Consider the following 23017-nt stretch of genomic DNA (forward strand, 5'->3'; position numbering starts at 1 on the left):
GTTTACGGGTTGCGCAAGTTTCGATCCCGTGAGCCAGGTCACTTCGCGCCCGTCTAGGCGGGCCGTTGCGAGGCGGCCGCTTCGGGGCGCAGGTCGGCCAGGGTCAGTGGGTGGGCCGGTGGGTCGGCCACGGCGATGCGGGACGTCGCGTGCAGCTCGGGGTCGACGTGGAGCAGCTCGCCGGGCGCCATGAGCTGCCAGTGCGGGCTCTCGTCCATGGGCTCGCTGGCCACGACGACCGACGGACGATCACCCAGATGTGCCGACCGCACGCGCATGTGGCCGTGCCGGCCGCTGTGGTCGAGGTGCCGTGAGCCGTGGTGACCGCCCGCCGGACGGCGCAGGACGTACAGCTCGTGGGTGGCGGGGTAGCGCAGGGCCCAGAGCTCTCGGGCGGTGACGAGGATGATGTTGAGGGCGTACAGGGGCAGGTTCCCGGCGACCCAGCGGGCCGCGGACACGATGCCGGCGGACACGTCCCCGCCGTGCGCCGCCGCCTCCCGCGTGACCAGGGCGAAGAAGCGCTCGGAGTCGGTGTCTCCGCGCACCCGTGAGCGGTCGTCGCCGAGATGGCGGTCGAGCCTGTCCAGCCCTTCGATCACACCGTTGTGCGCGAACAGCCGACCGCTCTGCACGAAGGGGTGCGTGTTGCGCACGTCCAGCCCTCCGGTCGAGGCGTAGCGGATGTGGGCGAGGAAGGTGGCCGACTCGACCTCCCGGGCCTCCTCGGCGAAGGCACGGTCCTCGTACGCGGCGATCGGTGCCTTGTGCACCTCCGGCGTGCCGTCCGCGTCGAAGAACCCGAGCCCGGTGCCGTCAGGCTCGCGGTGACTCTGCACACTGAGACTGTCGGGGGCGTCCAGCAGCCAGAACGTGGCGTGCGTGCGCAGCGGGGAGCTGATCAGCCCGAACAGTCGGCACACGGCGTCCTCCTCGTCACCCGTCGTTCGCCGAGCCCCGTCGTCCGGCGCCCCGCCCGGACGACCATGGTCCCGCGCCCCGGACGTTCGCGCACGCGTGCCGCAGAGGGAATCGGCCCCCGCCGTCGGCGCCTTCGTCCCGCCGGCGGCTTCCTCAGGCGGCGCCTCGCAGCACCGAGTCGAGCGCCGCGTCGATCGTCGGATGAGCGAAGGCGAAACCCGCCTTGTGCAGGGCGGCCGGCAGGACGCGTGCGCTGCAGGTGATGCTCGCGGCGAACTCCCCGAGCGCCGCGCGCAGGGCGAAGGCCGGGACGGCGGCGAGCGCCGGGCGGTGCAGGGCGTGACTCAGGGCCCGGGTCACCTCGCGGTTCGTGGGCGGTTCGGGGGCGGTGAAGTTCACGGGCCCGGAGAGCTCCTCGGTGCCGAGGGCGAAGCGGAGCGCTGCGATGTGGTCCGTCAGGGAGATGAAGGGCCAGTACTGGTCGCCGGAGCCGAGGCGGCCGCCCAGGCCGAAGCGGAAGAGCGGGAAGAGGCGGCCGAATGCGCCGCCCCGGGCGGTGACGACCAGGCCGGTGCGGGGGTGCACCACGCGGATGCCGGCCTGGCGGGCCGGGTCGGCGGCCGCCTCCCAGTCGATGCAGACGGAGGACAGGAAGTCCTCCCCGGCCGGCTCGCTCTCGTCGACGGTCCGTGCACCGGTGTCGCCGTAGTAGCCGGTCGCGGACGCGGACACCAGGACGCGCGGTGGGGCGGCGGACGCGGCGCAGGCTCGCGCGAGGGTGTCGGTGCCGCGGACCCGGCTGTCGCGGATCTCCCGCTTGTAGGCGGCGGTCCACCGCTTGTCGCCGACTCCCGCGCCCGCCAGGTGTACGACGGCGTCGACGCCGTCCAGCGCACCGGGCGCGACGCGGCCCGCGACCGGGTCCCAGTGAGCGGACTCGCTGCCGTCGTGAGGGGTGGCGGCGGACCGGTCGCGGACCAGGCGGACCACCTGGTGGCCGTCCGTGAGGAGGGAGCGGGTGAGGGCGGAGCCGATGAGTCCGGTGGACCCGGTGATCGCGACGCGCATGGCGTCCTCCCGAGGAGTTCGTGCTTCACATGTGAACCGCGGCGCACGATACACGAGTGCTTGCAGTTTCAAGTAAACCTGGGTCGACCCGTCCGGGACCGTGACGACCGGGCCCGGCACACCAGGTCCGCGGCGGCCGGCCGCCACTCGGGATACGTGAAGGCGAATCCGGCCGTGGACAGCCGCCCCGGGACCACCCGGCGGCTCTTGAGCAGCAACTCCGTGTCCGAGCGCAGCGCGAAGGCCCCCAGCTCCGCCATCCACCGGGTGGCCGGCAGTCCCACGGGGACGCCCTGGGCCGCGCGCAGCGTCCGCATGAACTCCCGGTGCGGGAGCGGGCCGGGGGAGGCGAGGTTGACCGGGCCGTCGATGTCGCCCCGGTCGATCAGGAACTCCACCGCGCGTACGAAGTCCTCGTCGTGGATCCAGGAGACGTACTGCGCGCCCCCGGCGACCGGACCGCCCAGGCCCAGCCGGGTCAGTCCCCGCAGGACGTCGAAGACCCCGCCCCGGTCGGGGCTCATCACCATCGCCGAGCGCAGTGCCACCTTCCGCGTCCTCGGCGTCGGTGCCTCGGTCTGGGCGCGCTCCCAGTTCCTGGCGATGCCGACGCTGTAGGACCAGTAGTCCGGGACTCCGGGCTCCGAGCCGCCGATCAGGCCGGTCGCCTCGTCGTTCGCCGCGTCGAAGCGATGGGCGTAGATCGTCGCCGTGCTCATCTGCAGCCACACCCGCGGCGGTTGCGTGGCGGCGGCGATCGCCTGCCCGACCACGCGCGCCGAGTTCACCCGCGAATCCTTCATGGCCCGCAGGTTCTCGGCGGTGTAGCGGCAGGAGACGCTGCGTCCGGCCAGGTTGATGACGACGTCGCTGCCGTCGACCGCCTCGGCCCAGCGGTCGAGCGCGGCCCCGTCCCAGCCGACCTGCCGCTCGCGCCTCGGATGCCGGGTCACCACGGTGACGTCATGTCCGGCTGCCGTCAGCGCGCGATCGAGGATCGTGCCGATCTGTCCGGTGCCTCCAGGCAGAACTACCTTCATCGAGCCCCCTCGGTTCCGTGCCCACAGCGTAGCCGTAGATTTGAACACGTTCAAAAGGGGCCTCGATCATGTACCCGACTGCGTTACGAGCCGGCCAGGGCCGCGACCTCGGCCGCGGTCAGCGTCCTGCCGTGGACCCGGAAGTCGTCGACCGCCGCCTTCAGATACGGGTCCGGGTACTGGGACCTGCCTATGTACGCGGCCCTGATGTGGTTGCCGAAGGAGCGGGTTCGACGGTGACCGCCGTGTTCCGGCCCGCCTCGCGGCCGTCGACGTACAGCACGGCGGTGCCGGAGCCGTACGTGACGGCCACATGGACCCAGCGGCCGGTCGGCAGCGGGTCGGCGTCGTGCTGTGCGGGGATCTACGGTAGAGAACTGTCTCCTGGTGTCAATGGCGCGCGGGAGGCCGGAGGGTGCGGCGGTAAGTCGCTGGACAACTCCCTTACCGGCGGGCAGCGTTGATGCAATGCAGCAGGAAGAGATCTGGGACGTCGCTGCCGCCCGGCGTTACGACACGCCCGGCACCGGCATGTTCGCGCCCGAGGTTCTGACGCCGGCCGTGGAACGCCTCGCCGAGCTGGCGGACGGCGGGGCCGCACTGGAGTTCGCGATCGGGACCGGCCGTGTCGCCGTCCCGCTCGCCGAGCGAGGAGTCCCCGTCACCGGCATCGAGTTGTCCGGCCCGATGGTGGAGCAGTTGCGGACCAAGGCCGACGAAGCCACGATCCCCGTGGTCATGGGTGACATGGCGACCACCCGCGCCCCGGGGACGTACAGCCTCGTCTACCTCGTCTACAACACGATCTCCAACCTGCTCACCCAGGCCGAGCAGGTCGAGTGCTTCCGCAACGCCGCCCGCCATCTCGCGCCCGGCGGCCGGTTCGTGATCGAGCCGTGGGTCCCGGAGCTGCGCACGCTTCCCCCGGGCAAGGAGGCCACCGTGTGGCGCGCCGACGCCGGATACGTCGGGCTGGACACCTACGACGTCCTCGACCAGCGTGTCGTATCGCACCACTTCCGCTTCGACGAGAGTGAGGAGGCCCGGCTGTACCGCAGCCCGCACCGCTACATCTGGCCGTCCGAACTCGACCTCATGGCCCAGCTGGCCGGATTCGAGCGGGAGTCCAGGCACGCCGACTGGTCCGGCGCGGAGTTCACCGCCGAGTCGCGTTCCCATGTCTCGGTGTACCGGCTGCCTCCGGTGACGGGGTAGCCCGCAAGCGCCTCCCGTGCCGCGACGGTGGGCCGGCCGAGCTGTCAGGGAGGCAGCAGCCGCAGCGCGTACAACGCGGCGCCCAGGTCGGCGAGGGCCATCGGGTCGGTGAGCGGGCGCCCTGTCAACTCCTCGATGCGGCGCAGCCGGTAGCGCACGGTGTTGGGGTGGACGAAGAGCCGTTCCGCGGCCCCGGCGGCGACTCCACCCGAGGCGAACCAGTGACCGAGGGTCTGCAGCAGCCGCGCCCGCTCCGCCTCCGGCAGTGCGAGGAGCGGGCCCAGCGCGACCTCGACCAGCCGGGTCGCCTCCGCGGGGGCGGCGGCGACCAGCATCGCCAGCGGGCTGTCGTCGAACCGGGTGACCCCCGGACCCCCGCCGGACGGTCCGGCCAGGGCCAGCCGGGCGAACCGCAGCGCCTGCGGAGTGTCCCGCAGCGAGTCGAACCGGGGGCTGACGCCGACCCGGGCGCGCCGGCGGCGCAGCGCGCGCAGGCTCACCGTCTCCGCGTCCCGGTGCCCCAGCGAGACCAGCCCGATCTGCTGGTCCGGCAGCAGCCGCCACACCGACGGCACGCCGGAGCGGAGCAGCGCCGCCTCGATCCCGGGCAGCGGCTCCTGCCCGGGATCCGGCACGGCCGCGGCCACGACCGCGTACGGTCCCCGCTCCGGCAGACCGAGTTGCCGGGCCGCCTCCCACGGTGTCGTACGATCCGCGAGGGCACCCGTGAACAGCGCCTCGGCCAGGGCCGACCGGCGGGCCTCGCGCTGCAGTGCCAGCTCCGCGCTGGCCTCGCGGTAGGCGGCCGCGACGGCCTCCGCGTACCGGCCGAACAGCGCCCAGATCTCCGAGGAACCGGCCACCAGCTCCGCGTCCGTGACCTCCGGGTGCCGGCGCGCCTCGTCGACCATCTCCGACCAGAGCAGCTCGAAACCGACCCGGTACGCGTGCAGGGTGTCCGCGAGCGGCACGCCCTGCTCGGCGCGCAGCCGTCCGGTCTGCTGGGCGGCCCCCACGTCGGGCTCGGCGCCGTAGGCGAAGCGCCCGAGGAGCAGATCGGCGTTCCCCTCGCAGGAGTCCCTGAGCGACGCGAACGGGATCAGCGAGTCGTCCGCGTACGACTCGACCTCCGCACGGATGCGCTCGGCCATCCGTCCACCCAGCTCCGGCAGGCGCCCCCGCAACGCCGACCCCACATTCGACAGACCCATACCCGCAGCGTACGGCGCACTGTTTGTTCCCGGGAATAACTCCGGCAGGGGTGAACTGTGGGTGTCACCATGGACGCCCGCGAGCGTGCACGCGAGCATGCCGGGAGCGCCCGCGGCGGGACCCGTGAGCGCGGCGGGAGCATGCGTGCGAGGAGGCATCATGGCCAATCTGGCGGAATTCCTGGTTCGGACGGCGCGACGGCTGCCGGAGCGCCCGGCGCTGCGGCTCGGCACCGCGGCCACCACCTACGCCGAACTGGACCGGCTCAGCGCCCGGGCCGCCGCCCTGCTGCGCACCGAGGGCCTGCGCACCGGCGACCGCGTCGCACTGATGCTCCCGAACGTGCCCGAGTTCGTCGTCCTCTACTACGCCGTCCTGCGCGCCGGCGGCATCGTGGTGCCGATGAACCCGCTGCTGAAGGAGCGCGAGACCGAGTACCACCTGCGGGACTCCGGCGCCGTGCTGCTCTTCGAGTGGCACCGGGCGCCCGGCGAGGGCGCCGCCGGCGCGGCCGCCGCGGGCGTACGGCACCTGACGGTCGAACCGGCCGCCTTCGCCGCCGAACTGGCGCGCCTGGAACCGGAGTACGAGGTGACGGCCGCCGCCGGTGACGACATCGCCGTGCTGCTCTACACCTCGGGCACCACCGGCCGGCCCAAGGGCGCCGCGCTCACCCACTCCGGGCTCCGCCACAACACCGAGGTCAACGTCACCGAGGTACAGCGGCTGACCTCCGACGACGTGATCGTCGGCTGCCTGCCGCTGTTCCACATCTTCGGGCAGACCTGCACCATGAACGTCGCCGTCCGCAGCGGGGCGTCCCTCAGCCTCGTCCCCCGCTTCGAGCCGCAGGCCGTGCTCGACGCCATCGTCCGCGACCGGGCCACCGTCTTCGAGGGCGTCCCGACCATGTATGCGGCGCTGCTCCAGCACCCGGGCGCCACCGAGGCCGACGTCTCCACCCTGCGCATGTGCATCTCGGGCGGCGCCTCGCTGCCGGTGGAGATCCTGCACGGGTTCGAGCGGCGCTTCGGCTGCATGGTGCTGGAGGGCTTCGGCATGTCCGAGACCAGCCCCGTCGTCTCCTTCAACCACCCCGACCGCCCGCGCAAGCCCGGCTCCATCGGCACCCCCGTCCGCGACGTCGAGGTCCGGCTGCTGGACGACTCCGGCCGGGACGTCGCACCGGGCGAGGTCGGCGAACTGGCCGTGCGCGGACCCAACCTGATGAAGGAGTACTGGCGCCGCCCCGAGGAGACCGCCGCCACCATCCCCGACGGCTGGCTGCGCACCGGCGACCTGGCCCGCCAGGACGAGGACGGCTATCTGTACATCGTCGACCGGAAGAAGGACCTCATCATCCGCGGCGGCTACAACGTCTACCCGCGCGAGATCGAGGAGGTGCTGCACGAGCACCCCGCCGTCGCCCTCGCCGCGGTCCTCGGCGTGCCCGACGAGCGGCTCGGCGAGGAGGTGGCCGCCGCGGTCGTGCTGCGGCCGGGGGGCCGGGCGGACACCGAGGAGTTGCAGCGGTTCGTCCGGGACAGGGTGGCCGCCTACAAGTACCCGCGCCGCCTCTGGCTGACGGACGCGCTGCCGATGGGCCCGAGCGGCAAGATCCTCAAGCGGGAGATCACCGCGCCGACCCCCTGAGACGGCAAACAGGTCGTTCACAATAAACAGTTGACGTCACGTCGTGTTGGCCGGGACCCTCGTCGCATGTCATCAACCACCGATCACACCGACCCCTTCAGCCCGCCGCGGCCGGAGCAGGCGCGCGCCCAGCGGGTCCACGCCTCCCTCTTCCGCATCGCCGAGCGGCATGCGGCGACGGACGAGCAACGGCGTCGCCAGACCCACCCGTCGCTCGTCGCGCCGCACGAGGCGGTCCGGCTCGTGACCTTCCTGCTGAGCGGGGCCGCGCTGCTCGACGAGGGCGAGCCGGAGGTGGACCGTGCCGACATCACGGCCGCGTTGAGCCTCGTCCCGCTGGTGCGAGCGGAGCTGGACGAACTGGAGGCCTCGCTCCTCCAGATGGCCCGCGGCCGGGGCATGACCTGGCCCGAGATCGCCTTCGGTCTCGGGCTCGGCACACCGCAGGCCGCCCGACAGCGTTACGAACGACTGGCCGACCGCACCACCACCGACGACGAGGACGCCTGACACCCGGACCGGCCGGCGCCACCCGGGGGCGCCGGCCGTCCCTCAGCCAAAGGTGCCTCACCCGTCCGCACCAGGATGGCAGCACGACCCCCGCCGGAGCCGTTCGGCCACCTTCAGCCAGGACATGTCCTGGGGAGGTTGGGGCACCACGGCGGAACGGTGAGCCGACGTCAAGTCGCCCTGCGCGTACGGGACTCCCTCGCGCACCACGACCGGAATGCGGACGAGGGCGTCGAAGTCGGAGAACGGGTCTCCGTCGACGATCGCCAGGTCGGCGATCCTGCCCTCCTCCACCGTCCCGAGGTCGGCGTCGAGACCGAACAGACGGGCCGGCTCCACGGTCGCGGTGTGCAGGGCCTCGGCGGCGGTGAAGCCGTGCGCGACCAGGGCCCGCAGGCCCAGATGCAGCGAGAGCCCGACCGGGACCAGGGGCGCGTCGGTGCCCAGGGCGATACGGGCGCCGTTCGAAGCGAGGCGCCGGTAGTCGGCCATCTCGGCGGCCAGGGCCCGCCGTTGCGCGTCCGTGGGCACGGTGCGGGCGTGTGCGCGGACGACGGCGACGTCCCAGGGCGGCATGAGGTGCGTGACGCGCGGATCCTCGGCGAGCCCGGGATCGGCGGCGAGCAGGATCTGCGCGCTGAACGGCGTGATGATCAGGGCGAAGGAGCCGTCGGCGTACTGCTGCACCAGATCCTGGCCGATGCGGCCGAGCGGGGTGGTGGCATGCCCGTACTCCAGGCGCTGGGTGGCCTGCAGATGGGTGGTCAGGTCCTGTCCCGCCGCCCGGCCCGGCGCGCACAGATGGCTGCCGGTGGGCAGGCCCAGCGCATGGGCCACCTCGGCCGCCTCGGCCATGACCTCGCCCGGGGCGCGCACATACGTCTTCACGAAGTCGACGTCCAGGGCGGCGGCGCGCCGGAGCGTGCGCCGGACACCGTCCCGGGTGCGGTGGGCTCGGCCCATGCTGTACGCGGTGCGCGCGCCGTCGATCAGTTCGGCGCAGGCGAGCTGCCGCGGGCCGAGCAGGGTCCCGCAGCCGGCCGCCTCGCGCAGCCGTACCGCGTCGTACAGCGGGCTGCCCAGGCAGAACGTGGTCGTGATGCCGTACGCGAGCGTGGTCAGGCTCTGGCGGGCGCCGTAGGTGGCCGGGTACGGGTGGGTGTGGCTGTCGACGAGGCCGGGGACGACGGTCCGGCCGGAGGCGTCGAGGGTGCGGTGTCCGGGGCGGCGGGCCCGGTGCGGCTCGACGGCGGTGATCCGCTTGCCGGTGACGAGGATGTCGACGTCGTGCCGGGGCGGCGTGCCGGTGCCGTCCCACAGCAGGCCGGCGTGGATCCGCAGCGGTTCGGCCACGTCGCTCGCCGGGCGCCCGGTGGTCAGGCCGAGCGGGAGCGTGCGGGCGCGTGCGGTGGTGAGGGAGAGCCGGCGCAGCCGGCCCTCGGACAGGTACAGGAGCGTGCCGGAGTCCGCGGACCAGCTGGGGTGGTCGGCCGGCTCGTCGGTGATCCGGCGGGCCGGGCCGGCCGGGGTGCCGTCGGCCGTCACGGGCAGCAGCCACAGCGCCGACTCGGCGACCAGCGCCATCCAGTGGCCGTCGGGCGACCACACCGGCCCGGAGGCGACCCGGTCGGACAGCGACTGGTGCTCGGCGGGCAGGTGACGGCGTTCACCGCCGGTGCGGGTGTCGATGACGCGGATCAGGTTGTAGCCCTCGCGGAACCGCTGGTTGAGCCGGTTGCGGTCGCAGAACGCCACGTACCGGCCGTCGGGCGACCAGGTGGGCGCGCCGGGCGGCCCGTCGGTGGCCAGCGGCCGGGCCAGCACCTCCTCGGCGCCCGTGGCCAGGGTGCGCAGCAGCAGGTTCCCGGTCACGTCCTGGCAGGCCAGCCGGGAGCCGTCCGGTGACAGCGCGGGATACAGCCGGCCGCCCTCGGTCAACGGCTCGTCGGCGCCACTGCCGAGGTGATGACGGCGTACGGCCACCAGCCCGTCCCGGTCCGTGCAGTACAGCAGGCTGCGCCCGTCCGGTGCCCACGCCGGCATCTGCACCAAGTGCACGTCGTCGGCCTGGAGCAGCTTGCGCGGCGTGCCGTCGACCGGCAGCACCCACAGGGCGTTCAGCGCCACGAAGGCCACGCTGCGACCGTCCGGGGACAGAGCCGGCCGGTGCAGACCGCGCACCGGGGCCGGGAACTCCGGTGCGAGCGGCGCCCGTCGACGTCCCCGGGACGGACCGGGCACCGTCATCCGCGCGGTGAAGGGAACCTCCCGCACCGAGGACCTGGTGAGGGAGCGGACACGGATCCGGCCGTCCCCGACGTACAGCAGCTCGTCCTCGCTCAGCCAGCACGGCGGAGCGGCCGCCAGGTCCTCGTCGGCCGTGACGACCTCACCGTCGACCACCAGCCGTGCCGCGTCGGCCGGCTGCCCGGGGCTGCCCGCGCCGGTCAGCTGCACATATGCGATCCGCCCCGCGGGTGAGACGGACGGGCACAGCAGCCGGCCGCCGGTCACCGTGCGCAGCACCTGGGCCGGGCCGCCCGACACCGGCACGCGGACGAGCGACAGCCCGCCGTCGTTGCCGCCGCCCGGCGTGTGGGCGGCGCGCACGCACACCAGCGACCGCCCGTCCGCCGACCAGGCCGGATCGAAGTCCTCGTGGTCCCCGCCGGTGAGCCGCCGTAGCCGGCCGTCGGCCACGTCCAGCACCCACAGCCCGTAGGAGGAACCGGACGTGGCGTCCCCGCCGCGTTCGGAGGAGAAGGCCAGTCGGGTGCCGTCCGGCGACCACGCGACCCCGCGGTCGTCCCAGGGCCCGTCCGTCAACTGCCGCAGCCCGCCGCCGTCCGTCCGCAGCGACCACAGGTGGAAGCCACCCCCGCGGTAACCGCACACGGCCAGCGTCTTCCCGTCGGGCGACAGCGCGGGGCGCGTCGCCTCCAGCTCCCAGCCCGTCACCTGCACGGCCCGTCCGCCGTCCCGGGACACCCGCCACAGCGCCCCCTGGACTTCGGCGATCAGGTCACCGGCGGCCGGGCTTCCGGTGACCGAACCGCCGGTCACCTGCGTGTAGGTGAGCACCCGTTCGCCGGCGCGGGCCGGGACGCCCGGTCCGGCCGGGGCTCCTGCCGCCGTCGCCGGCCGCGCGGAGACCGCTGTGACCAGCCCTGCCGCCGCCGTACCGAGAAATCCGCGCCGACCGACGCTGCCGAAGTCCATCTCCCCTGTCCTTCCTGCCGTCTCTGCTCAGCGAAGTGGCAGCGGTACGCCCCGCACCAGTACGCCATTCCGGCCACAACGGCCCCGCCCCACGTCCGGGGCAACGCCCGGATCGCACGACGGTCACGGGGCGTCACCCTGCTCGGGAGCACTCACCAGCCCGTCAGCAGCAGATGGTTGAGGAGCAGGGCCAGGACGGCCTGCGCGGTGAGCCAGGGGCGGGGGTGGGGGAGGAGGGCGCAGGCGGGGAGGAGCCAGAGGGCGAAGGGCAGCCAGATCCGTTCCGTCTCCGCCTTGCTCATCCCGGACAGGTCGGCGACCAGCAGGGCGTACAGCGCCACGGAGACCAGAAGCGCCAGACGCAGGTCCGCGGGGCGCCGGGCGCCGGTCCCCGGGAGCAGCGCCCTGGTCGTCCGGCGCAGACCCGCCGCCGTGGCCGGGCCGGTGATGAGGGCGGTGCAGGCGAGGTTGGCCCAGACCCAGTAGCCGTAGGGACGGGTGCCGCCGACGCCCTGGTAGTAGCGCGTGACGAGGAGGCGGTAGGCGTGCCACCAGTCGAAACCGGCGAGCGTGAACAGCACGGGGACCACGGCCAGTCCGGCGAGCAGGGACACCAGGACGGCCGGGCGGTCCCGCAGTTCGCGGCGCGCGAGCGCGACGACTGCCGCGCCGATCAGGGCGAACAGCGTGAGACCGTAGGAGAGGTAGCAGGTCAGGCCGAAGAGGAGCCCCGAGGCCGCCGCGTACCCGTGGGACCGTCGGGTCAGGGCCAGGGCGAGCAGGGCCAGCGACCAGGCGGCGACGGCCGCGAAGTAGGCGTCGGCCGAGGTGCCCTGCCACACCGCGGCCGGGGCCAGCACCAGGAACGGCGCCGCCCGGCGCGCGAGCGTCTCGTCGGCCAGCGCGCGCAGCGCGATCAGCACGGCCACGCAGCCGGTCGCACCGACCGTGATGCACCACATCCCGGCCCAGCCGCCGCCCCGCAGTCCGATCCGGTCCAGCAGCACGAAGGTGAGCGTGGCGGCCGGCGGGTGGCCGGCGATATGGGCGGGCCAGGGGTCGGGGGTGCCGCTGACGATGTGGTGGGAGAAGTCGCGCAGAGTGGCCGGGATGTCGTGGAAGCGGCCGATGACCCGGAGGTATTCGTTGGTGGTGGTCAGCCTGACCGCGATGCCCCGGTGCCAGCCGTCCACCAGGGCGAGGGACAGGATCCAGGACAGGGCGGCCGCCCAGGCCGCCGCGAGCAGCCCGCGCCAGGGCAGCCGGGCCGCGACGGCGGGGCCGTGGGCCACGGTGGCCGCCGCCACCGCCAGGGCCGCCGGGGTGCCGGGGCCGAGGTGGGGGTCCCAGTCCGCGAACAGCGGCGGCCAGTGCACGATCAGGGTGTGGCGGGTGTCCTGGATGTGCCGGCCGACGACGACGGCCGCCGTCACGAGGAGGGCAACGGCACCGGCGGCGTACAGGTCGTGGCGGAGAGATCGGGTCACACCGGAACGCTAGGCCGGGGGATCGGCGACCGGCCGCCGTGCGGGCCCGACGTCAGCGTTTCGTCACCGGTCGCGAGCCCTTTCCCGGGCGTCCTGCGGCCTACGGTCGGGACATGCGCGACCATCCCCGGCTTCCCACTTCCCCAGGCTTCTGGCGCAGCCCCCTGCGCGGCCCCTGGTTCACCTCGGTGCTCGGCCTCGTCCTGCTCGTCGGCATCACCGTGCTGTTCGTGACGGGCCTGGTGTCGTACGCCGCCTACAACCCGGGCCTGTCCCGGGTGAACGACATGACCCCGGACAAGGGCCTCCTGGGCTTCTACCTCTTCGCCTGGCCCACCGACCCGGTGTGGCTGTACCGGCTCACCCAAGGTGTCCACGTCACCCTCGGCATCACCCTGATCCCCGTGCTGCTGGCCAAGCTGTGGTCGGTGGTGCCGAGGCTCTTCACCCTGCCGCCGGCCCGCTCCCTGGCGCACGCACTGGAGCGGATCTCCCTGGTACTGCTGGTCGGGGGAGGGCTGTTCGAGTTCACCACCGGAGTCCTCAACGTCCAGCTGGACTATGTCTTCCCGGGCTCCTTCTACCCGCTGCACTTCTACGGCGCATGGGTGTTCTTCGCCGCGTTCGTCGCACACGCCGCGCTGAAGACACCGGCAGCGGTACGCGCCGTGCGGCGGCGCAGGCAGGAGCAGAACGACCTCGTCTCCCCGCGCCCCGCGGCGCCCACCGTCTCCCGGCGCGGCGCGCTGGGGCTGGTCGGCGGTGGTTCCCTGCTGCTGTTCCTGACCACGGTCGGGCAGAGCCTGGGCGGGCCCTTCCGCCGTACGGCCCTGCTCGCGCCGCACGGCACCGCCGATCCCGGTGGGGGCCCGAACGGCTTCCAGATCAACAAGACCGCCGCCTACGCCGGCATCACCCCGGCCGACACCCACGAGGACGCCTGGCGGCTCGTCGTCACCGGCCGCACCGGAACCGTCCGGCTCAGCCGCGCCCAGCTGCTTCGACTGCCGCAGCACAGTGCCTCGTTGCCCATCGCCTGCGTGGAGGGCTGGTCGACGGCCGACCAGTGGTGGCGCGGCGTACGACTGCGCGACCTCGCCGCGCTCGTCGGCTACGACGGCGATCCGCCGGACGTGCTCGTGGAGTCCCTGCAACGGCACGGAGCGTTCCGGCGTGCGGCCCTGCGCGCCAACCAGGTGGCCGACGGACGCTCTCTGCTCGCGCTCTTCGTCAACGGCGAGGAACTGTCCCCCGACCACGGCCACCCGGCGCGGGTCATCGTCCCGGCGGCACCCGGTGTGCTCAACACCAAGTGGGTGGGCCGGCTGACCTTCGGAGACCTGTGATGCCGCCTCGCCTCAGCCTGGGCAGCCCCTTCCAACTGCTGCTGCTCGCCTGCTCGTTCGCTCTCGCCGCATACGCCGGGGTGCGGCTGCTCGCCGGTGACTGGTTCGGCGTGGCGCTGTGGATCGTGGGCGCCGCCCTGCTGCACGATCTCGTCCTGCTGCCGCTGTACACGCTGGCCGACCGGGCGGTCACCGGCGGCCTGGGAGCGGCCGGACGGCGCGGCTGGACGCTGTACGTGCGCGTCCCGGCCCTGCTGTCCGGACTGCTCCTGCTCGTCTGGTTCCCGCTGATCAGCGGCATGACGGCCGGGCGCTACCGGTCGGCCACCGGGCTCTCGCCGGACGGCTTCCTCACCCGCTGGCTGCTGATCACCGCCGTCCTCTTCGGCGGCTCGGCGCTGCTGCTCGCATGGCGCGTGCGCAGGGCGGCGAAGCACCGGCCGCCCGCCGACCACTGAGCCACCGACCGCCACCCGGCCCTGCGCGCGTACCGCAGCAGGGCCGGGGTGCCGAGGCGCGCCCAGGGAAACGGGGCACCGGTGGCCCGGGCGGCGCCGACCGTGTCGACCACCTGGACCCGGGCGCGTTCGTCGACGTGTCCCGGCACGGTCTCGGCGATCAGCAGACCCCCCGGGCGCAGCAGCGCGGCCACCCGCTCCAGCAGCACGGAAGGCTGCCCGCCGATGCCGATGTTGCCGTCCATGAGGAGCACCGTGTCCCAGCGGCCCTCGCCCGGCAACGGCTCGAAGACCGAGCGCCGCAGCGCCTGCCCGCCGAGGCGGACCGTGTGGTCGACGGCGGCCGCGCTGACGTCGATGCCGAGCACGGTACGGCCCCGGGCGGCGAGTTCCGCCACCAGCCGGCCGGGACCGCAGCCGACGTCCAGGACGGCGCCCTCGCAGCGGTCCAGGACCTCCCTGTCGACCTGGTCGGCCCGCCCGCACCAGCGCTCCACCTCCAGCGGCAGCAGCCAGCCGTCGGTGCGGCGCAGGAAAAGTGGGCCGCGGCCGGTGCGCAGCGCGGCCGCGTAGGGATCGGCGGCCGCCCAGGCGACGGAGCCGCCCCTCATCGCGGGGTGACCGGTGTGCAGCCGGCCAGCCGTGCCGCGAACCGGCCGCGCGGAGCCAGCGCGGCGACGGCGTGCGCGTCGGCGACGGTGTCGACGTCCCGCAGCCGGGGCAGCTCGCGCACCCGCAGCCCGGCGGCCACCAGCCGCTCGCGCTGCACGGCCCCGGTCGCGGGCGTCGACATGGGCACGCCCCGCAGCAGGGCGGGGTCGGGCTCGGCCAGGCCCAGGGCCCAGAAACCACCGTCCTCGGCCGGGCCGAAGTACGCGTCGCAGTCCGCGAAGTCCACGGTGAGCAGCTCCGGCGTCACCTGCGGGGTGTCCATGCCGATGAGCAGCGCCGGGCTCGAGCAGTGCGCGAAGGCGTCCGCCAGCCGCTCGTCCAGCGTGCCCGAGCACTGCGGCACCACGTCGAAGCCGGCCGGCAGCCACTTCCCCGGCGTTCCGTCGAGGACGAGGACCCGCCGGGTCGCCGGCGCCGCCGCCACGGCGTGCAGGGTGTCCGCGAGCGCCGCCTCGGCGAGCTGAGCCGCCTGCTGCGGCGTGAACGGCGGGGTGAGCCGGGTCTTGACCCGCCCCGGCAGCGGTTCCTTGGCGATGACGAGCAACGTGGTCACCGTACGATCCCCCCGTCGGCCGGGGTCTCGGCCAGCACGCGGCTCATGTCCCGCACCGCCTGCCAGGTGCCGCGCCAGGTGCCCGTCACCTTGGAGGCGCCGGTGCGCGGGCGGTAGGGCACGTCGTGCTCGGCGATGCGCCAGCCGGCGTCGGCCGCGCGGACGACCATCTGCAGCGGATAGCCGCTGCGCCGGTCGGTGAGGCCCAGCGCGAGCAGCGGCTCACGGCGGGCGGCGCGCAACGGGCCCAGGTCGTGCAGGCGCAGCCCGGTACGGCGGCGCAGCATCCGGGCCAGCGCGAGGTTGCCTGCGCGGGCGTGGGCCGGCCAGGCGCCCCGGCCCTCGGGGCGCCGCCGGCCGAGGACCAGGTCGGCCGCGCCGTCGCGGATCTCCCGTACGAAGGGAACGAGCAGCGCGGGGTCGAGGGAGGCGTCGCAGTCGCAGAAGCACACGATGTCGCTCGTGGCCGCGGTCAGTCCGGTGTGGCAGGCGGCGCCGAAACCGCGCCGCGGCTCGTGCACCACCGTCGCGCCGAGCGCGCGGGCGATGCCGGGGGAGCCGTCGGTGGAACCGTTGTCGACGACGAGGGCGCGCCAGCCGGCCGGGATCCGGCCGAGCACCCAGGGCAGGGCCTCGGCCTCGTCCAGGCAGGGCAGCACCACGTCGACGTCCGCTGAAGTGGTCGTCACGGTTTCACCCTACGAACGCCGATCGGGCATATCGGACTCATGGTCCTTACGAAACGCGGACGCCGGACCCGCGGCCGCACGCCGGGGACCGCACGGTGCGACGCTGGAGCCATGCAACCGCTGTACGAGCCCCACGGGACCGAAGCCGCAGCCGAGACGGCCCGGATCCTGGTCGTGGACGACGATCCGACCGTCGCCGAGGTCGTCACCGGATATCTGCACCGCGCCGGCTATGCGGTCGACCGCGCCGACGACGGCCCGAGTGCCCTCGCCCACGCCGCCGCGCACCGGCCCGACCTCGTGGTGCTCGACCTGATGCTGCCCGGCATGGACGGCCTGGAGGTGTGCCGGCGGATGCGGGACGGCGGGCCCGTGCCGGTCATCATGCTGACCGCCCGAGGCGACGAGGACGACCGCATCCTGGGCCTGGAGGTCGGCGCCGACGACTACGTCACCAAGCCCTTCAGCCCCCGCGAGCTGGTCCTGCGCGTGGAGTCGGTGCTGCGCCGCAGCCGCCCCGTCGCCACCGGGCACCGGCTCGCCGCGGCCGGACTCAGCGTCGACCCCGACGCCCGCCGGGCCACCAAGAACGGCACCGAACTCGCCCTCACCCTCCGCGAGTTCGACCTGCTCGCCTTCTTCCTGCGGCATCCGGGCCGGGCCTACAGCCGGGAGGATCTGATGCGCGAGGTCTGGGGCTGGGACTTCGGCGACCTGTCGACCGTCACCGTCCACGTCCGACGGCTGCGCGGCAAGGTCGAGGACGACCCGGCCAGGCCCCGCCTGATCCAGACGGTGTGGGGCGTGGGCTACCGCTTCGAGCCCGGCCTCGGGTCCGGCGAGGCGGTGCACTGACCATGCGGGACACCCTCCTCATCGCCCTCTACGCCTTCGCCGGCGCCGCGGCCGCGGGCGTGGCGGGAGCGGGCGTGCTGCGCCTGATCCGGCGCCGCTCGCTCACCGCATCCCTCGCCGTGGTCGCGGCGGTCGGCGTCGTCGCCATGCTCACGGGCACCCTCGCCGTCGCCTGGGCGATGTTCCTGTCCTCCCACGACCTGACCGTGGTCACCACCGTCGTCGCGATGGCGGCCGTGGTCTCCCTGGCCACCGCGCTGCTCCTGGGCCGCTGGGTCGTCGCCCGCAGCCGTGAACTCACCGACGCCGCCCGCTCCTTCGGCGACGCCGGCGCCTTCGCCGCCCCGCACGGACCGGCCACCGCCGAACTGGACGCCCTCGGCCGCGAGTTGGCCGCCACCAGCGCACGGCTGGCCGAATCCCGGGAACGGGAGCGGGCCTTGGAGAAGTCCCGGCGCGAGCTGGTCGCCTGGATCTCGCACGACCTGCGCACCCCGCTCGCCGGACTGCGCGCCATGTCGGAGGCGCTGGAGGACGGCGTGGCCGCCGACCCCGGCCGCTACCTCAAGCAGATCCGCACCGAGGTCGAACGGCTCAACGACATGGTCGGCGACCTCTTCGAACTCTCCCGCATCCATGCCGGCACCCTCCCGCTGAGCCCGACCCGGATCTCCCTGTACGACCTGGTCTGCGACGCACTGGCGGGCGCCGACCCGCTCGCCCGGGAACACGGGGTACGGCTGGTGGGCGATCGCGTCGAAGCCGTTCCGGTGGAGGTGGACGGCAAGGAGATGACACGCGTGCTCGGCAACCTCCTGGTCAACGCCATCCGCCGGACCCCGCCGGACGGCACCGTCGCGGTCGCCGCCGAGCGCACCGACGACGGCGTGGTGCTGTCCGTCACGGACGGCTGCGGCGGCATCCCCGAGGAGGACCTGCCGCGCGTCTTCGACACGGGCTGGCGCGGCACCGACGCCCGGACCCCGCCCGCCGGGGCGGGGCTGGGGCTGGCGATCGTACGGGGCATCGTCGAGGCCCATCAGGGCCGGGCCACCGTCCGCAACATCCCGGGCGGCTGCCGCTTCGAGGTGACCCTTCCGACGGCGTAGGCGCGAACGGTCACCTCTCCCGGCGGCAGTCGATGGCGCTCGGGGACTGGCTCCGGCAGGTGAGCCCGCTCCCCGGGCCGATGAGGCGCGAGAGCATCGGCGCGATGTCCTTTTCGCAGGACAGACCCGGGCCGTCCTCGGGATCGTCGTTCGCCTGCCGGCAGACCCGGTCGATGACGGTGGCGCCGTCGATCTTCTGGCCGGGCGGCGGCGTGTCCGCGAAGGCCGGTGGGACGAGGAGGCCCAGGCCGAGCACCGGTGCGGTGAGCAGTGCTGCGACCTGGGCGCGGGTCGGCCTCGGGGTCCGTCGCGACATGGCTGTCCTTTCGACTCGGTCATGCGATGTCCCTGCGAATCAACGCCATGATCGACGGCGACGCCGTCCCGCGGGTGGGGACACGCTCAGTGCGTTCGCGTGAACTCCCGCATTCCGTCCGCGAAGGCCACCTCCGGCTTCCAGCCGAGTTCCGCGCGCAGCCGCGAGGAGTCCGCCGTGATGTGGCGGACGTCGCCCAGGCGGTACTCGCCGGTGACGACCGGGTCCGGGCCGCCGTGGGCGGCGGACAGGGCGCGGGCCAGGTCGCCGACCGTGTGCGGCTCACCGCTGCCGGTGTTGTACGCCGTGAGGGTCCCCGGGCGGGGCCCGGCCTCCAGCGCCAGGACGTTGGCCGCGGCCACGTCCCGTACGTGGACGAAGTCCCGCCGTTGCCGGCCGTCCTCGAACACCCGCGGAGCATCGCCGCGTTCGAGGGCCGAGCGGAAGAAGGAGGCGACGCCGGCGTACGGCGTGTCGCGGGGCATCCGGGGGCCGTACACGTTGTGGTAGCGCAACGAGATCGCCGTACCGCCCGTGGCGCGCGCCCAGGCGGCCGACAGGTGTTCCTGGGCGAGTTTGGTCGCGGCGTAGACGTTGCGTGGGTCGGTCGGGGCGTCCTCGGCGACGAGACCGGGGGTGAGCGATGCGCCGCACCGCGGGCAGGGCGGTTCGAAGCGGCCCGCCTCCAGGTCGGCCGCGGTCCGCGGTCCGGGGCGTACGACCCCGTGACGGGGGCAGGCGTAACGCCCCTCCCCGTACACCACCATCGACCCCGCGAGCACCAGGCGCCGTACCCCCGCCTCCGCCATGGCCGCGACCAGCACGGCCGTGCCGAGATCGTTGCGCGAGACGTACTCCGCCGCGTCGGCGACACCGTTGCCGAGCCCGACCATCGCCGCCTGGTGGCAGACGGCGTCCACCCCGGCAAGCGCCCGGGCCACGGACGCCGGGTTGCGCACGTCCGCGCCGGGATCCTGCCGGACGTCGTACACGAGCGGCTCGTGCCCGCGCGCCCGCAGCGCCTCGACGACATGGGACCCGATGAACCCGGCTCCGCCGGTGACCAGTACACGCATACGGCCACGCTAGACGCGGAGGGCGCCGGGACCGGGGCACACGACCGACACGTCACGACTCGGTAAGGGTGGCGGTCTCCGCCCGTCCTCGGGCCCCTGTGGGCGTCGAACCGCCCCCACTCGGCGGCCCACGGCCCGCGTTCGGGCCGCCGTCCGAGGGCGTCCGTCGTCACAAACCCCAGGACCGGTTGCCGAGCCTGCCACGGCGGCCGTCGGGGCATGTCAGGCGTGCCGCTTTCGCGGTGTCCGCGGCTGCGGCACGCGGTTGGTTTCAGCTGGGGACAGTTGGTTTCACCGGGGGACACGGCGGGTGACGCCCACGGTCAGGCCCGTTTCAAGAATTTCTGTCAACAACGTTGACTCCGTGGCGCGGCGACCGCACATTACCTATCGGTAGAACCCGGCGGTAATCCCGCCAACGGTCACTTCCCCACTGCTCTGAGCCGCCGCTTTCTCGCGCACCAGCACACGCGCGGGCCCCGTCATGCCCGCCTGCTCTGTGTCCCCCCACCCGAGAAGAGGGAGCACCCGCCCATGCCCAAGCCTGCCCTGCGCCGGGCCGTCGCCGTGACCTCCGCACTCGCCGGCGCCCTGGCCCTCGGTCCCGCCGCCGTACCCGCCCACGCCACGACGCCGCTCAACTACGCCGCCCTCGGCGACAGTTACAGCGCCGCCTCGGGCGTCCTGCCCGTCGACGCGAGCAACCTGGTCTGCCTGCGCTCCACGGCCAACTACCCCCACGTCATCGCCGCCCGCTCCGGGGCCCGGCTGACGGACGTCACCTGTGGCGCCGCCCAGACCAAGGACTTCACCGGGTCCCAGTACCCCGGGGTCGCCCCGCAGGCGGACGCGGTCGGCGCGGACACCGGCCTGGTGACGCTGACGATCGGCGGCAACGACAACGGCACCTTCATAGGCGCCATGCTCGCCTGCGGCAGCGCGGGCATCCTCAGCGGGGGCAAGGGCAGTCCGTGCAAGGACACCTACGGCACCTCCTTCGACGACGCGGTCGACGCGAAGACCTACCCCGCGCTGAAGAACGCGCTGCGCGCCGTGCGGGCCAAGGCTCCCAACGCCCGCGTCGCCGTGCTGGGTTACCCGTGGATCACGCCCGCCACCGCCGACCCGTCCTGCTTCGCCCGGCTCCCGGTCGCGTCCGGCGACGTGCCCTACCTGCACGCGCTGCAGGCCCATCTCAACGCCGTCGTGCAACGCGCCGCAGCGGAGACCGGGGCCACGTACGTGGACTTCTCCGAGGCGTCCGAGGGACACGACGCGTGCCAGGCCGTCGGCACCCGATGGATCGAGCCGCTCCTCTTCGGGCAGAACATCGTCCCGGTCCACCCCAACGCGCTCGGCGAGCAGCGCATGGCCGAGCGCACCATGAGTGTCCTCGGGCTCGGCTGACCCCCGCGCCCGGTCAGGCGCGTGCGCCGCCGTCGACCCGCAGCACCGTGCCCGTCACGAAGGAGGAACGGTCGCTCAGCAGCCAGGCGGCGGCCTCGGCGATCTCCTCGGGAACGGCCGCACGGCGCAGCGGGGTGAGCGCCGTGAGCCGGTCCTGAAGGCCGGGCGCCTCCGCTTCCCAGGCCCGGATCATCTCCGTCAGGGTGTTGCCGGGCGCGATCGCGTTGACGCGGATGCCCTCGGGGCCGTACGTCACCGCCGCCGACTCGGTGAGGCTGTTCACCGCCCGCTTCATCGCACCGTACGCGGGCAGTTCGGGGTTGCCCCGCAGACTGCCGACGGACGAGTTGTTGACGATGGCGCCCGTGCCGGCGGTGGCCCGGATGGCGGCGACCTCGGCGACCATGGCCAGCCACACGCTCTTGAGGTTCACCCTGTACACGTGGTCGAACCCCGCCTCCGGGAGCTGGTCCATGGGGCCCGGCGGCTGGATCGTCGCGCCGTTGTTGAAAGCGATGTCGAGGCGGCCGTACAGGTCGACGGTACGGTCCACGGCGGCCCGCACGCTCGCGGTGTCGGCCAGGTCGCACACGACGTGGTCCGCGGTGCCGCCGGCCGCCCGCACCTCCTCGGTGACGGCCTTCAGCTGAGCCTCGGTGCGGGCCGCGAGCAGGACCCGGGCCCCTTCCCGGGCGAAGAGCCGCGCCGCGGCGGCGCCGATCCCGCGCCCGGCGCCGGTGATGAAGGCGACCTTGCCGGCCAACAGGCCCCGCGGGGGCGTGCCCTTGTTCGGTGTGTTGTCCATGGCAGCGAGCGTGCGCCCGCGGGACGGGCCCGAGCCAGGCACCCTCAGTACCTGGATCGGGCTCGCGGCACACCCGCACACTGGAGGCGTGGACAGAGTGGAACTGGCGGGATTCCTGCGCAGCAGGCGCGAGCGGATCAGCCCTGCCGACGTGGGCCTGGCCGCCGGGCCGCGCCGGCGCACACCGGGGCTGCGCCGCGAGGAGGTGGCGCAGCTGGCGTTCATCTCGACCGAGTACTACACCCGGCTGGAGCAGGCCCGCGGCCCGCGCCCGTCCCGTGAGGTACTGGCCGGGCTGGCCCGCGCCCTGCGGCTGTCGGACGCCGAACGCGAGCACCTCCATCTGCTGGCCGGAGCCCCGCCCGACCGTGCACCCGGACCCCCGCGCGAGGTGCGGCAGGGCATCCTCGACCTGATCCACCGGCTCCCGCAGTCCGCGGCCTTCGTCACGTCGGCCACGCTGGAGGTGCTCGCCTGGAACGAACTGGCAGCCGCCCTGATGGAGGACTTCTCGGCACTGCCGCGTCGCGACCGCAACCTCGCGCGCCGCGCCTTCCTCGGCCGACGCTCCGAGGGGCGGCGCCTGTACGGCGTGTCCGACGCCGACGCGTTCGCCCGGCACGCGGTACGCCGGCTGCGCACCGCCGCCGCCCGCTACCCCGACGATCCCGAGGTGACCGGGCTGATCCGCGAACTCCGCGACAGCAGCGAGGAGTTCGCCCGGCTGTGGGACGCGCACGACGTGGACGGCGAACCCACCCTCCGCAAGACGTTCCGGCATCCGCTGGTCGGGCCGGTCACCGTCGACTGTGACGCCCTCGACCTCAGCGACCGGGACCAGCAGGTCGTGATCTACACCGCCGTCCCCGGCACACCGTCCGAGGAGGCACTGCGGCTGCTGTCGGTCATCGGCACCCAGCGCATGGACGCCGCCCGCTGAGCCGACCCGCCGTACGGTGCGGGCAGGGCATGAGGGAAAATAGTTGCCTGGCGAAACTACGGGGAACGCGTGAAAGGCCCTCCATGCCGCACCTCACCATCGACTACTCCTCCCGACTGGCCGCGGCCTTCGACGCTCGCGCCCTTGTGGAGGAGCTCCACCCGCTCGTGGTCGAGGAGTCCGGTACGTCGGGCGTGTGCAAGACGCTGCTCCGGCCGGCGGAGACGTATGCCGGGGACGGGCGGAGCCGGGAGGCCGCTTTCGTCCACGTGGAGGTCGGTCTCATGCCCGGCCGGTCGGAGGCGCGGAAGGCGCGGCTGTCGGAGAGCGTTCTGGCGCTGCTCGCCAAGCATCTGCCGGCGGACGACGGGGGTGAGGAGAGGGTGTTCCTGTCGGTGGAGGTCCGCGACCTGGCGGCCACCTACAGGCTTTCGCCCTCCGCTCGGTGAGCGGGGCCGGAGCAGGT

22 protein-coding genes are annotated in these 23017 nt (G+C 73.8%); 9 read left to right on the plus strand and 13 right to left on the minus strand.

Annotation, left to right across the window (positions count from 1 at the left end; genetic code table 11):
* Nucleotides 1–53: 53 nt before the first annotated feature.
* The 4 genes from ACFYZB_RS25485 to ACFYZB_RS25500 all read right to left on the minus strand — a co-directional run bounded on the left by ACFYZB_RS25485 (nt 54) and on the right by ACFYZB_RS25500 (nt 3342).
* The gene (locus tag ACFYZB_RS25485) at nt 54–923 is read right to left on the minus strand and encodes a class II glutamine amidotransferase (protein ID WP_388762729.1); all 870 of its coding nucleotides are present in this window, start codon (nt 921–923) and stop codon (nt 54–56) included.
* A 151-nt stretch (nt 924–1074) separates the two neighbouring features.
* Nucleotides 1075–1989, minus strand: coding sequence for a TIGR01777 family oxidoreductase (locus ACFYZB_RS25490; protein ID WP_388762731.1), 915 nt, complete (start codon nt 1987–1989; stop codon nt 1075–1077).
* A gap of 68 nt (nt 1990–2057) precedes the next feature.
* The gene (locus tag ACFYZB_RS25495) at nt 2058–3029 is read right to left on the minus strand and encodes a TIGR01777 family oxidoreductase (RefSeq protein WP_388762732.1); all 972 of its coding nucleotides are present in this window, start codon (nt 3027–3029) and stop codon (nt 2058–2060) included.
* 190 nt (nt 3030–3219) lie between these two features.
* Entirely contained in the window at nt 3220–3342 is a 123-nt protein-coding gene (locus ACFYZB_RS25500) for a hypothetical protein (RefSeq protein ID WP_388762734.1), read from the minus strand.
* 155 nt (nt 3343–3497) lie between these two features.
* Between ACFYZB_RS25500 and ACFYZB_RS25505 the strand changes: the two genes are divergently transcribed.
* The gene (locus tag ACFYZB_RS25505) at nt 3498–4244 is read left to right on the plus strand and encodes a class I SAM-dependent methyltransferase (RefSeq protein WP_388762736.1); all 747 of its coding nucleotides are present in this window, start codon (nt 3498–3500) and stop codon (nt 4242–4244) included.
* Between the two features lie 44 nt (nt 4245–4288).
* Here the strand turns inward: ACFYZB_RS25505 and ACFYZB_RS25510 are convergent, their stop codons facing one another.
* Complete coding sequence (locus ACFYZB_RS25510) at nt 4289–5455, minus strand: PucR family transcriptional regulator (protein ID WP_388762738.1); 1167 nt, start codon at nt 5453–5455, stop codon at nt 4289–4291.
* 160 nt (nt 5456–5615) lie between these two features.
* Between ACFYZB_RS25510 and ACFYZB_RS25515 the strand changes: the two genes are divergently transcribed.
* Together ACFYZB_RS25515 and ACFYZB_RS25520 are read left to right on the plus strand one after the other, a co-directional pair.
* Nucleotides 5616–7109, plus strand: a complete 1494-nt coding sequence (locus ACFYZB_RS25515; protein ID WP_388762740.1) for a long-chain fatty acid--CoA ligase — start codon at nt 5616–5618, stop codon at nt 7107–7109.
* 66 nt (nt 7110–7175) lie between these two features.
* Nucleotides 7176–7619, plus strand: a complete 444-nt coding sequence (locus ACFYZB_RS25520) for a DNA-binding protein (RefSeq protein ID WP_351217533.1) — start codon at nt 7176–7178, stop codon at nt 7617–7619.
* Nucleotides 7620–7676: 57 nt separating this feature from the next.
* Here ACFYZB_RS25520 and ACFYZB_RS25525 read toward each other — a convergent pair whose 3' ends face one another.
* Nucleotides 7677–10838, minus strand: a complete 3162-nt coding sequence (locus ACFYZB_RS25525; RefSeq protein ID WP_388762743.1) for an amidohydrolase family protein — start codon at nt 10836–10838, stop codon at nt 7677–7679.
* A gap of 152 nt (nt 10839–10990) precedes the next feature.
* On the minus strand, nt 10991–12325 hold the full coding sequence (locus ACFYZB_RS25530; protein WP_388762745.1) for a hypothetical protein: 1335 nt from the start codon (nt 12323–12325) through the stop codon (nt 10991–10993).
* Nucleotides 12326–12438: 113 nt separating this feature from the next.
* Here ACFYZB_RS25530 and ACFYZB_RS25535 point away from each other — a divergent pair, with 113 nt between their 5' ends.
* On the plus strand, nt 12439–13671 hold the full coding sequence (locus tag ACFYZB_RS25535) for a molybdopterin-dependent oxidoreductase (RefSeq protein WP_388762747.1): 1233 nt from the start codon (nt 12439–12441) through the stop codon (nt 13669–13671).
* A gap of 313 nt (nt 13672–13984) precedes the next feature.
* On the opposite strand, the gene ACFYZB_RS25540 is transcribed toward ACFYZB_RS25535, so the two are convergent.
* Genes ACFYZB_RS25540 through ACFYZB_RS25550 form a run of 3 tightly spaced genes read right to left on the minus strand, consistent with a single transcriptional unit; the run spans nt 13985 to nt 16043 of the window.
* Nucleotides 13985–14740 (minus strand): class I SAM-dependent methyltransferase, encoded by a 756-nt coding sequence (locus tag ACFYZB_RS25540; RefSeq protein WP_388762749.1) that lies wholly within the window; start codon nt 14738–14740, stop codon nt 13985–13987.
* Entirely contained in the window at nt 14737–15354 is a 618-nt protein-coding gene (locus ACFYZB_RS25545) for a DUF2064 domain-containing protein (protein ID WP_388762751.1), read from the minus strand. Before ACFYZB_RS25545 ends, ACFYZB_RS25540 begins: the two co-directional genes overlap by 4 nt.
* Nucleotides 15351–16043, minus strand: coding sequence for a glycosyltransferase family 2 protein (locus ACFYZB_RS25550; RefSeq protein WP_388762752.1), 693 nt, complete (start codon nt 16041–16043; stop codon nt 15351–15353). Before ACFYZB_RS25550 ends, ACFYZB_RS25545 begins: the two co-directional genes overlap by 4 nt.
* A 111-nt stretch (nt 16044–16154) precedes the next feature.
* Here ACFYZB_RS25550 and ACFYZB_RS25555 point away from each other — a divergent pair, with 111 nt between their 5' ends.
* Together ACFYZB_RS25555 and ACFYZB_RS25560 are read left to right on the plus strand one after the other, a co-directional pair.
* A complete protein-coding gene (locus tag ACFYZB_RS25555) occupies nt 16155–16898 on the plus strand; it encodes a response regulator transcription factor (protein ID WP_388762754.1) in 744 nt (247 codons plus the stop codon).
* 2 nt (nt 16899–16900) lie between these two features.
* A complete protein-coding gene (locus ACFYZB_RS25560) occupies nt 16901–18007 on the plus strand; it encodes a sensor histidine kinase (RefSeq protein ID WP_388762756.1) in 1107 nt (368 codons plus the stop codon).
* Nucleotides 18008–18017: 10 nt separating this feature from the next.
* Here ACFYZB_RS25560 and ACFYZB_RS25565 read toward each other — a convergent pair whose 3' ends face one another.
* Nucleotides 18018–18323 (minus strand): hypothetical protein, encoded by a 306-nt coding sequence (locus ACFYZB_RS25565; protein ID WP_351217550.1) that lies wholly within the window; start codon nt 18321–18323, stop codon nt 18018–18020.
* Nucleotides 18324–18409: 86 nt separating this feature from the next.
* A complete protein-coding gene (locus ACFYZB_RS25570) occupies nt 18410–19399 on the minus strand; it encodes an NAD-dependent epimerase/dehydratase family protein (protein WP_388762758.1) in 990 nt (329 codons plus the stop codon).
* 534 nt (nt 19400–19933) lie between these two features.
* On the opposite strand from ACFYZB_RS25570, the gene ACFYZB_RS25575 reads away from it, so the two are divergent.
* Complete coding sequence (locus ACFYZB_RS25575; RefSeq protein WP_388762760.1) at nt 19934–20806, plus strand: SGNH/GDSL hydrolase family protein; 873 nt, start codon at nt 19934–19936, stop codon at nt 20804–20806.
* Nucleotides 20807–20819: 13 nt separating this feature from the next.
* On the opposite strand, the gene ACFYZB_RS25580 is transcribed toward ACFYZB_RS25575, so the two are convergent.
* Entirely contained in the window at nt 20820–21611 is a 792-nt protein-coding gene (locus ACFYZB_RS25580) for a glucose 1-dehydrogenase (RefSeq protein ID WP_351217555.1), read from the minus strand.
* An 88-nt stretch (nt 21612–21699) separates the two neighbouring features.
* Between ACFYZB_RS25580 and ACFYZB_RS25585 the strand changes: the two genes are divergently transcribed.
* Nucleotides 21700–22551, plus strand: coding sequence for a helix-turn-helix transcriptional regulator (locus ACFYZB_RS25585; protein WP_388762762.1), 852 nt, complete (start codon nt 21700–21702; stop codon nt 22549–22551).
* A gap of 83 nt (nt 22552–22634) precedes the next feature.
* Entirely contained in the window at nt 22635–23000 is a 366-nt protein-coding gene (locus ACFYZB_RS25590; RefSeq protein ID WP_388762764.1) for a 5-carboxymethyl-2-hydroxymuconate Delta-isomerase, read from the plus strand.
* The last annotated feature ends 17 nt before the right edge of the window (nt 23001–23017 follow it).

Source organism: Streptomyces sp. NPDC001852, from assembly GCF_042891825.1.
Lineage (GTDB): Bacteria > Actinomycetota > Actinomycetes > Streptomycetales > Streptomycetaceae > Streptomyces.

Coding starts and splice junctions, on each gene's coding strand:
- ACFYZB_RS25490 (WP_388762731.1), bottom strand. CDS start 1,989: ATGCGCGTCGCGATCACCGGGTCCACCGGACTCATCGGCTCCGCCCTC.
- ACFYZB_RS25495 (WP_388762732.1), bottom strand. CDS start 3,029: ATGAAGGTAGTTCTGCCTGGAGGCACCGGACAGATCGGCACGATCCTC.
- ACFYZB_RS25505 (WP_388762736.1), top strand. CDS start 3,498: ATGCAGCAGGAAGAGATCTGGGACGTCGCTGCCGCCCGGCGTTACGAC.
- ACFYZB_RS25510 (WP_388762738.1), bottom strand. CDS start 5,455: ATGGGTCTGTCGAATGTGGGGTCGGCGTTGCGGGGGCGCCTGCCGGAG.
- ACFYZB_RS25515 (WP_388762740.1), top strand. CDS start 5,616: ATGGCCAATCTGGCGGAATTCCTGGTTCGGACGGCGCGACGGCTGCCG.
- ACFYZB_RS25520 (WP_351217533.1), top strand. CDS start 7,176: ATGTCATCAACCACCGATCACACCGACCCCTTCAGCCCGCCGCGGCCG.
- ACFYZB_RS25525 (WP_388762743.1), bottom strand. CDS start 10,838: ATGGACTTCGGCAGCGTCGGTCGGCGCGGATTTCTCGGTACGGCGGCG.
- ACFYZB_RS25535 (WP_388762747.1), top strand. CDS start 12,439: ATGCGCGACCATCCCCGGCTTCCCACTTCCCCAGGCTTCTGGCGCAGC.
- ACFYZB_RS25540 (WP_388762749.1), bottom strand. CDS start 14,740: ATGAGGGGCGGCTCCGTCGCCTGGGCGGCCGCCGATCCCTACGCGGCC.
- ACFYZB_RS25555 (WP_388762754.1), top strand. CDS start 16,155: ATGCAACCGCTGTACGAGCCCCACGGGACCGAAGCCGCAGCCGAGACG.
- ACFYZB_RS25560 (WP_388762756.1), top strand. CDS start 16,901: ATGCGGGACACCCTCCTCATCGCCCTCTACGCCTTCGCCGGCGCCGCG.
- ACFYZB_RS25565 (WP_351217550.1), bottom strand. CDS start 18,323: ATGTCGCGACGGACCCCGAGGCCGACCCGCGCCCAGGTCGCAGCACTG.
- ACFYZB_RS25570 (WP_388762758.1), bottom strand. CDS start 19,399: ATGCGTGTACTGGTCACCGGCGGAGCCGGGTTCATCGGGTCCCATGTC.
- ACFYZB_RS25575 (WP_388762760.1), top strand. CDS start 19,934: ATGCCCAAGCCTGCCCTGCGCCGGGCCGTCGCCGTGACCTCCGCACTC.
- ACFYZB_RS25580 (WP_351217555.1), bottom strand. CDS start 21,611: ATGGACAACACACCGAACAAGGGCACGCCCCCGCGGGGCCTGTTGGCC.
- ACFYZB_RS25590 (WP_388762764.1), top strand. CDS start 22,635: ATGCCGCACCTCACCATCGACTACTCCTCCCGACTGGCCGCGGCCTTC.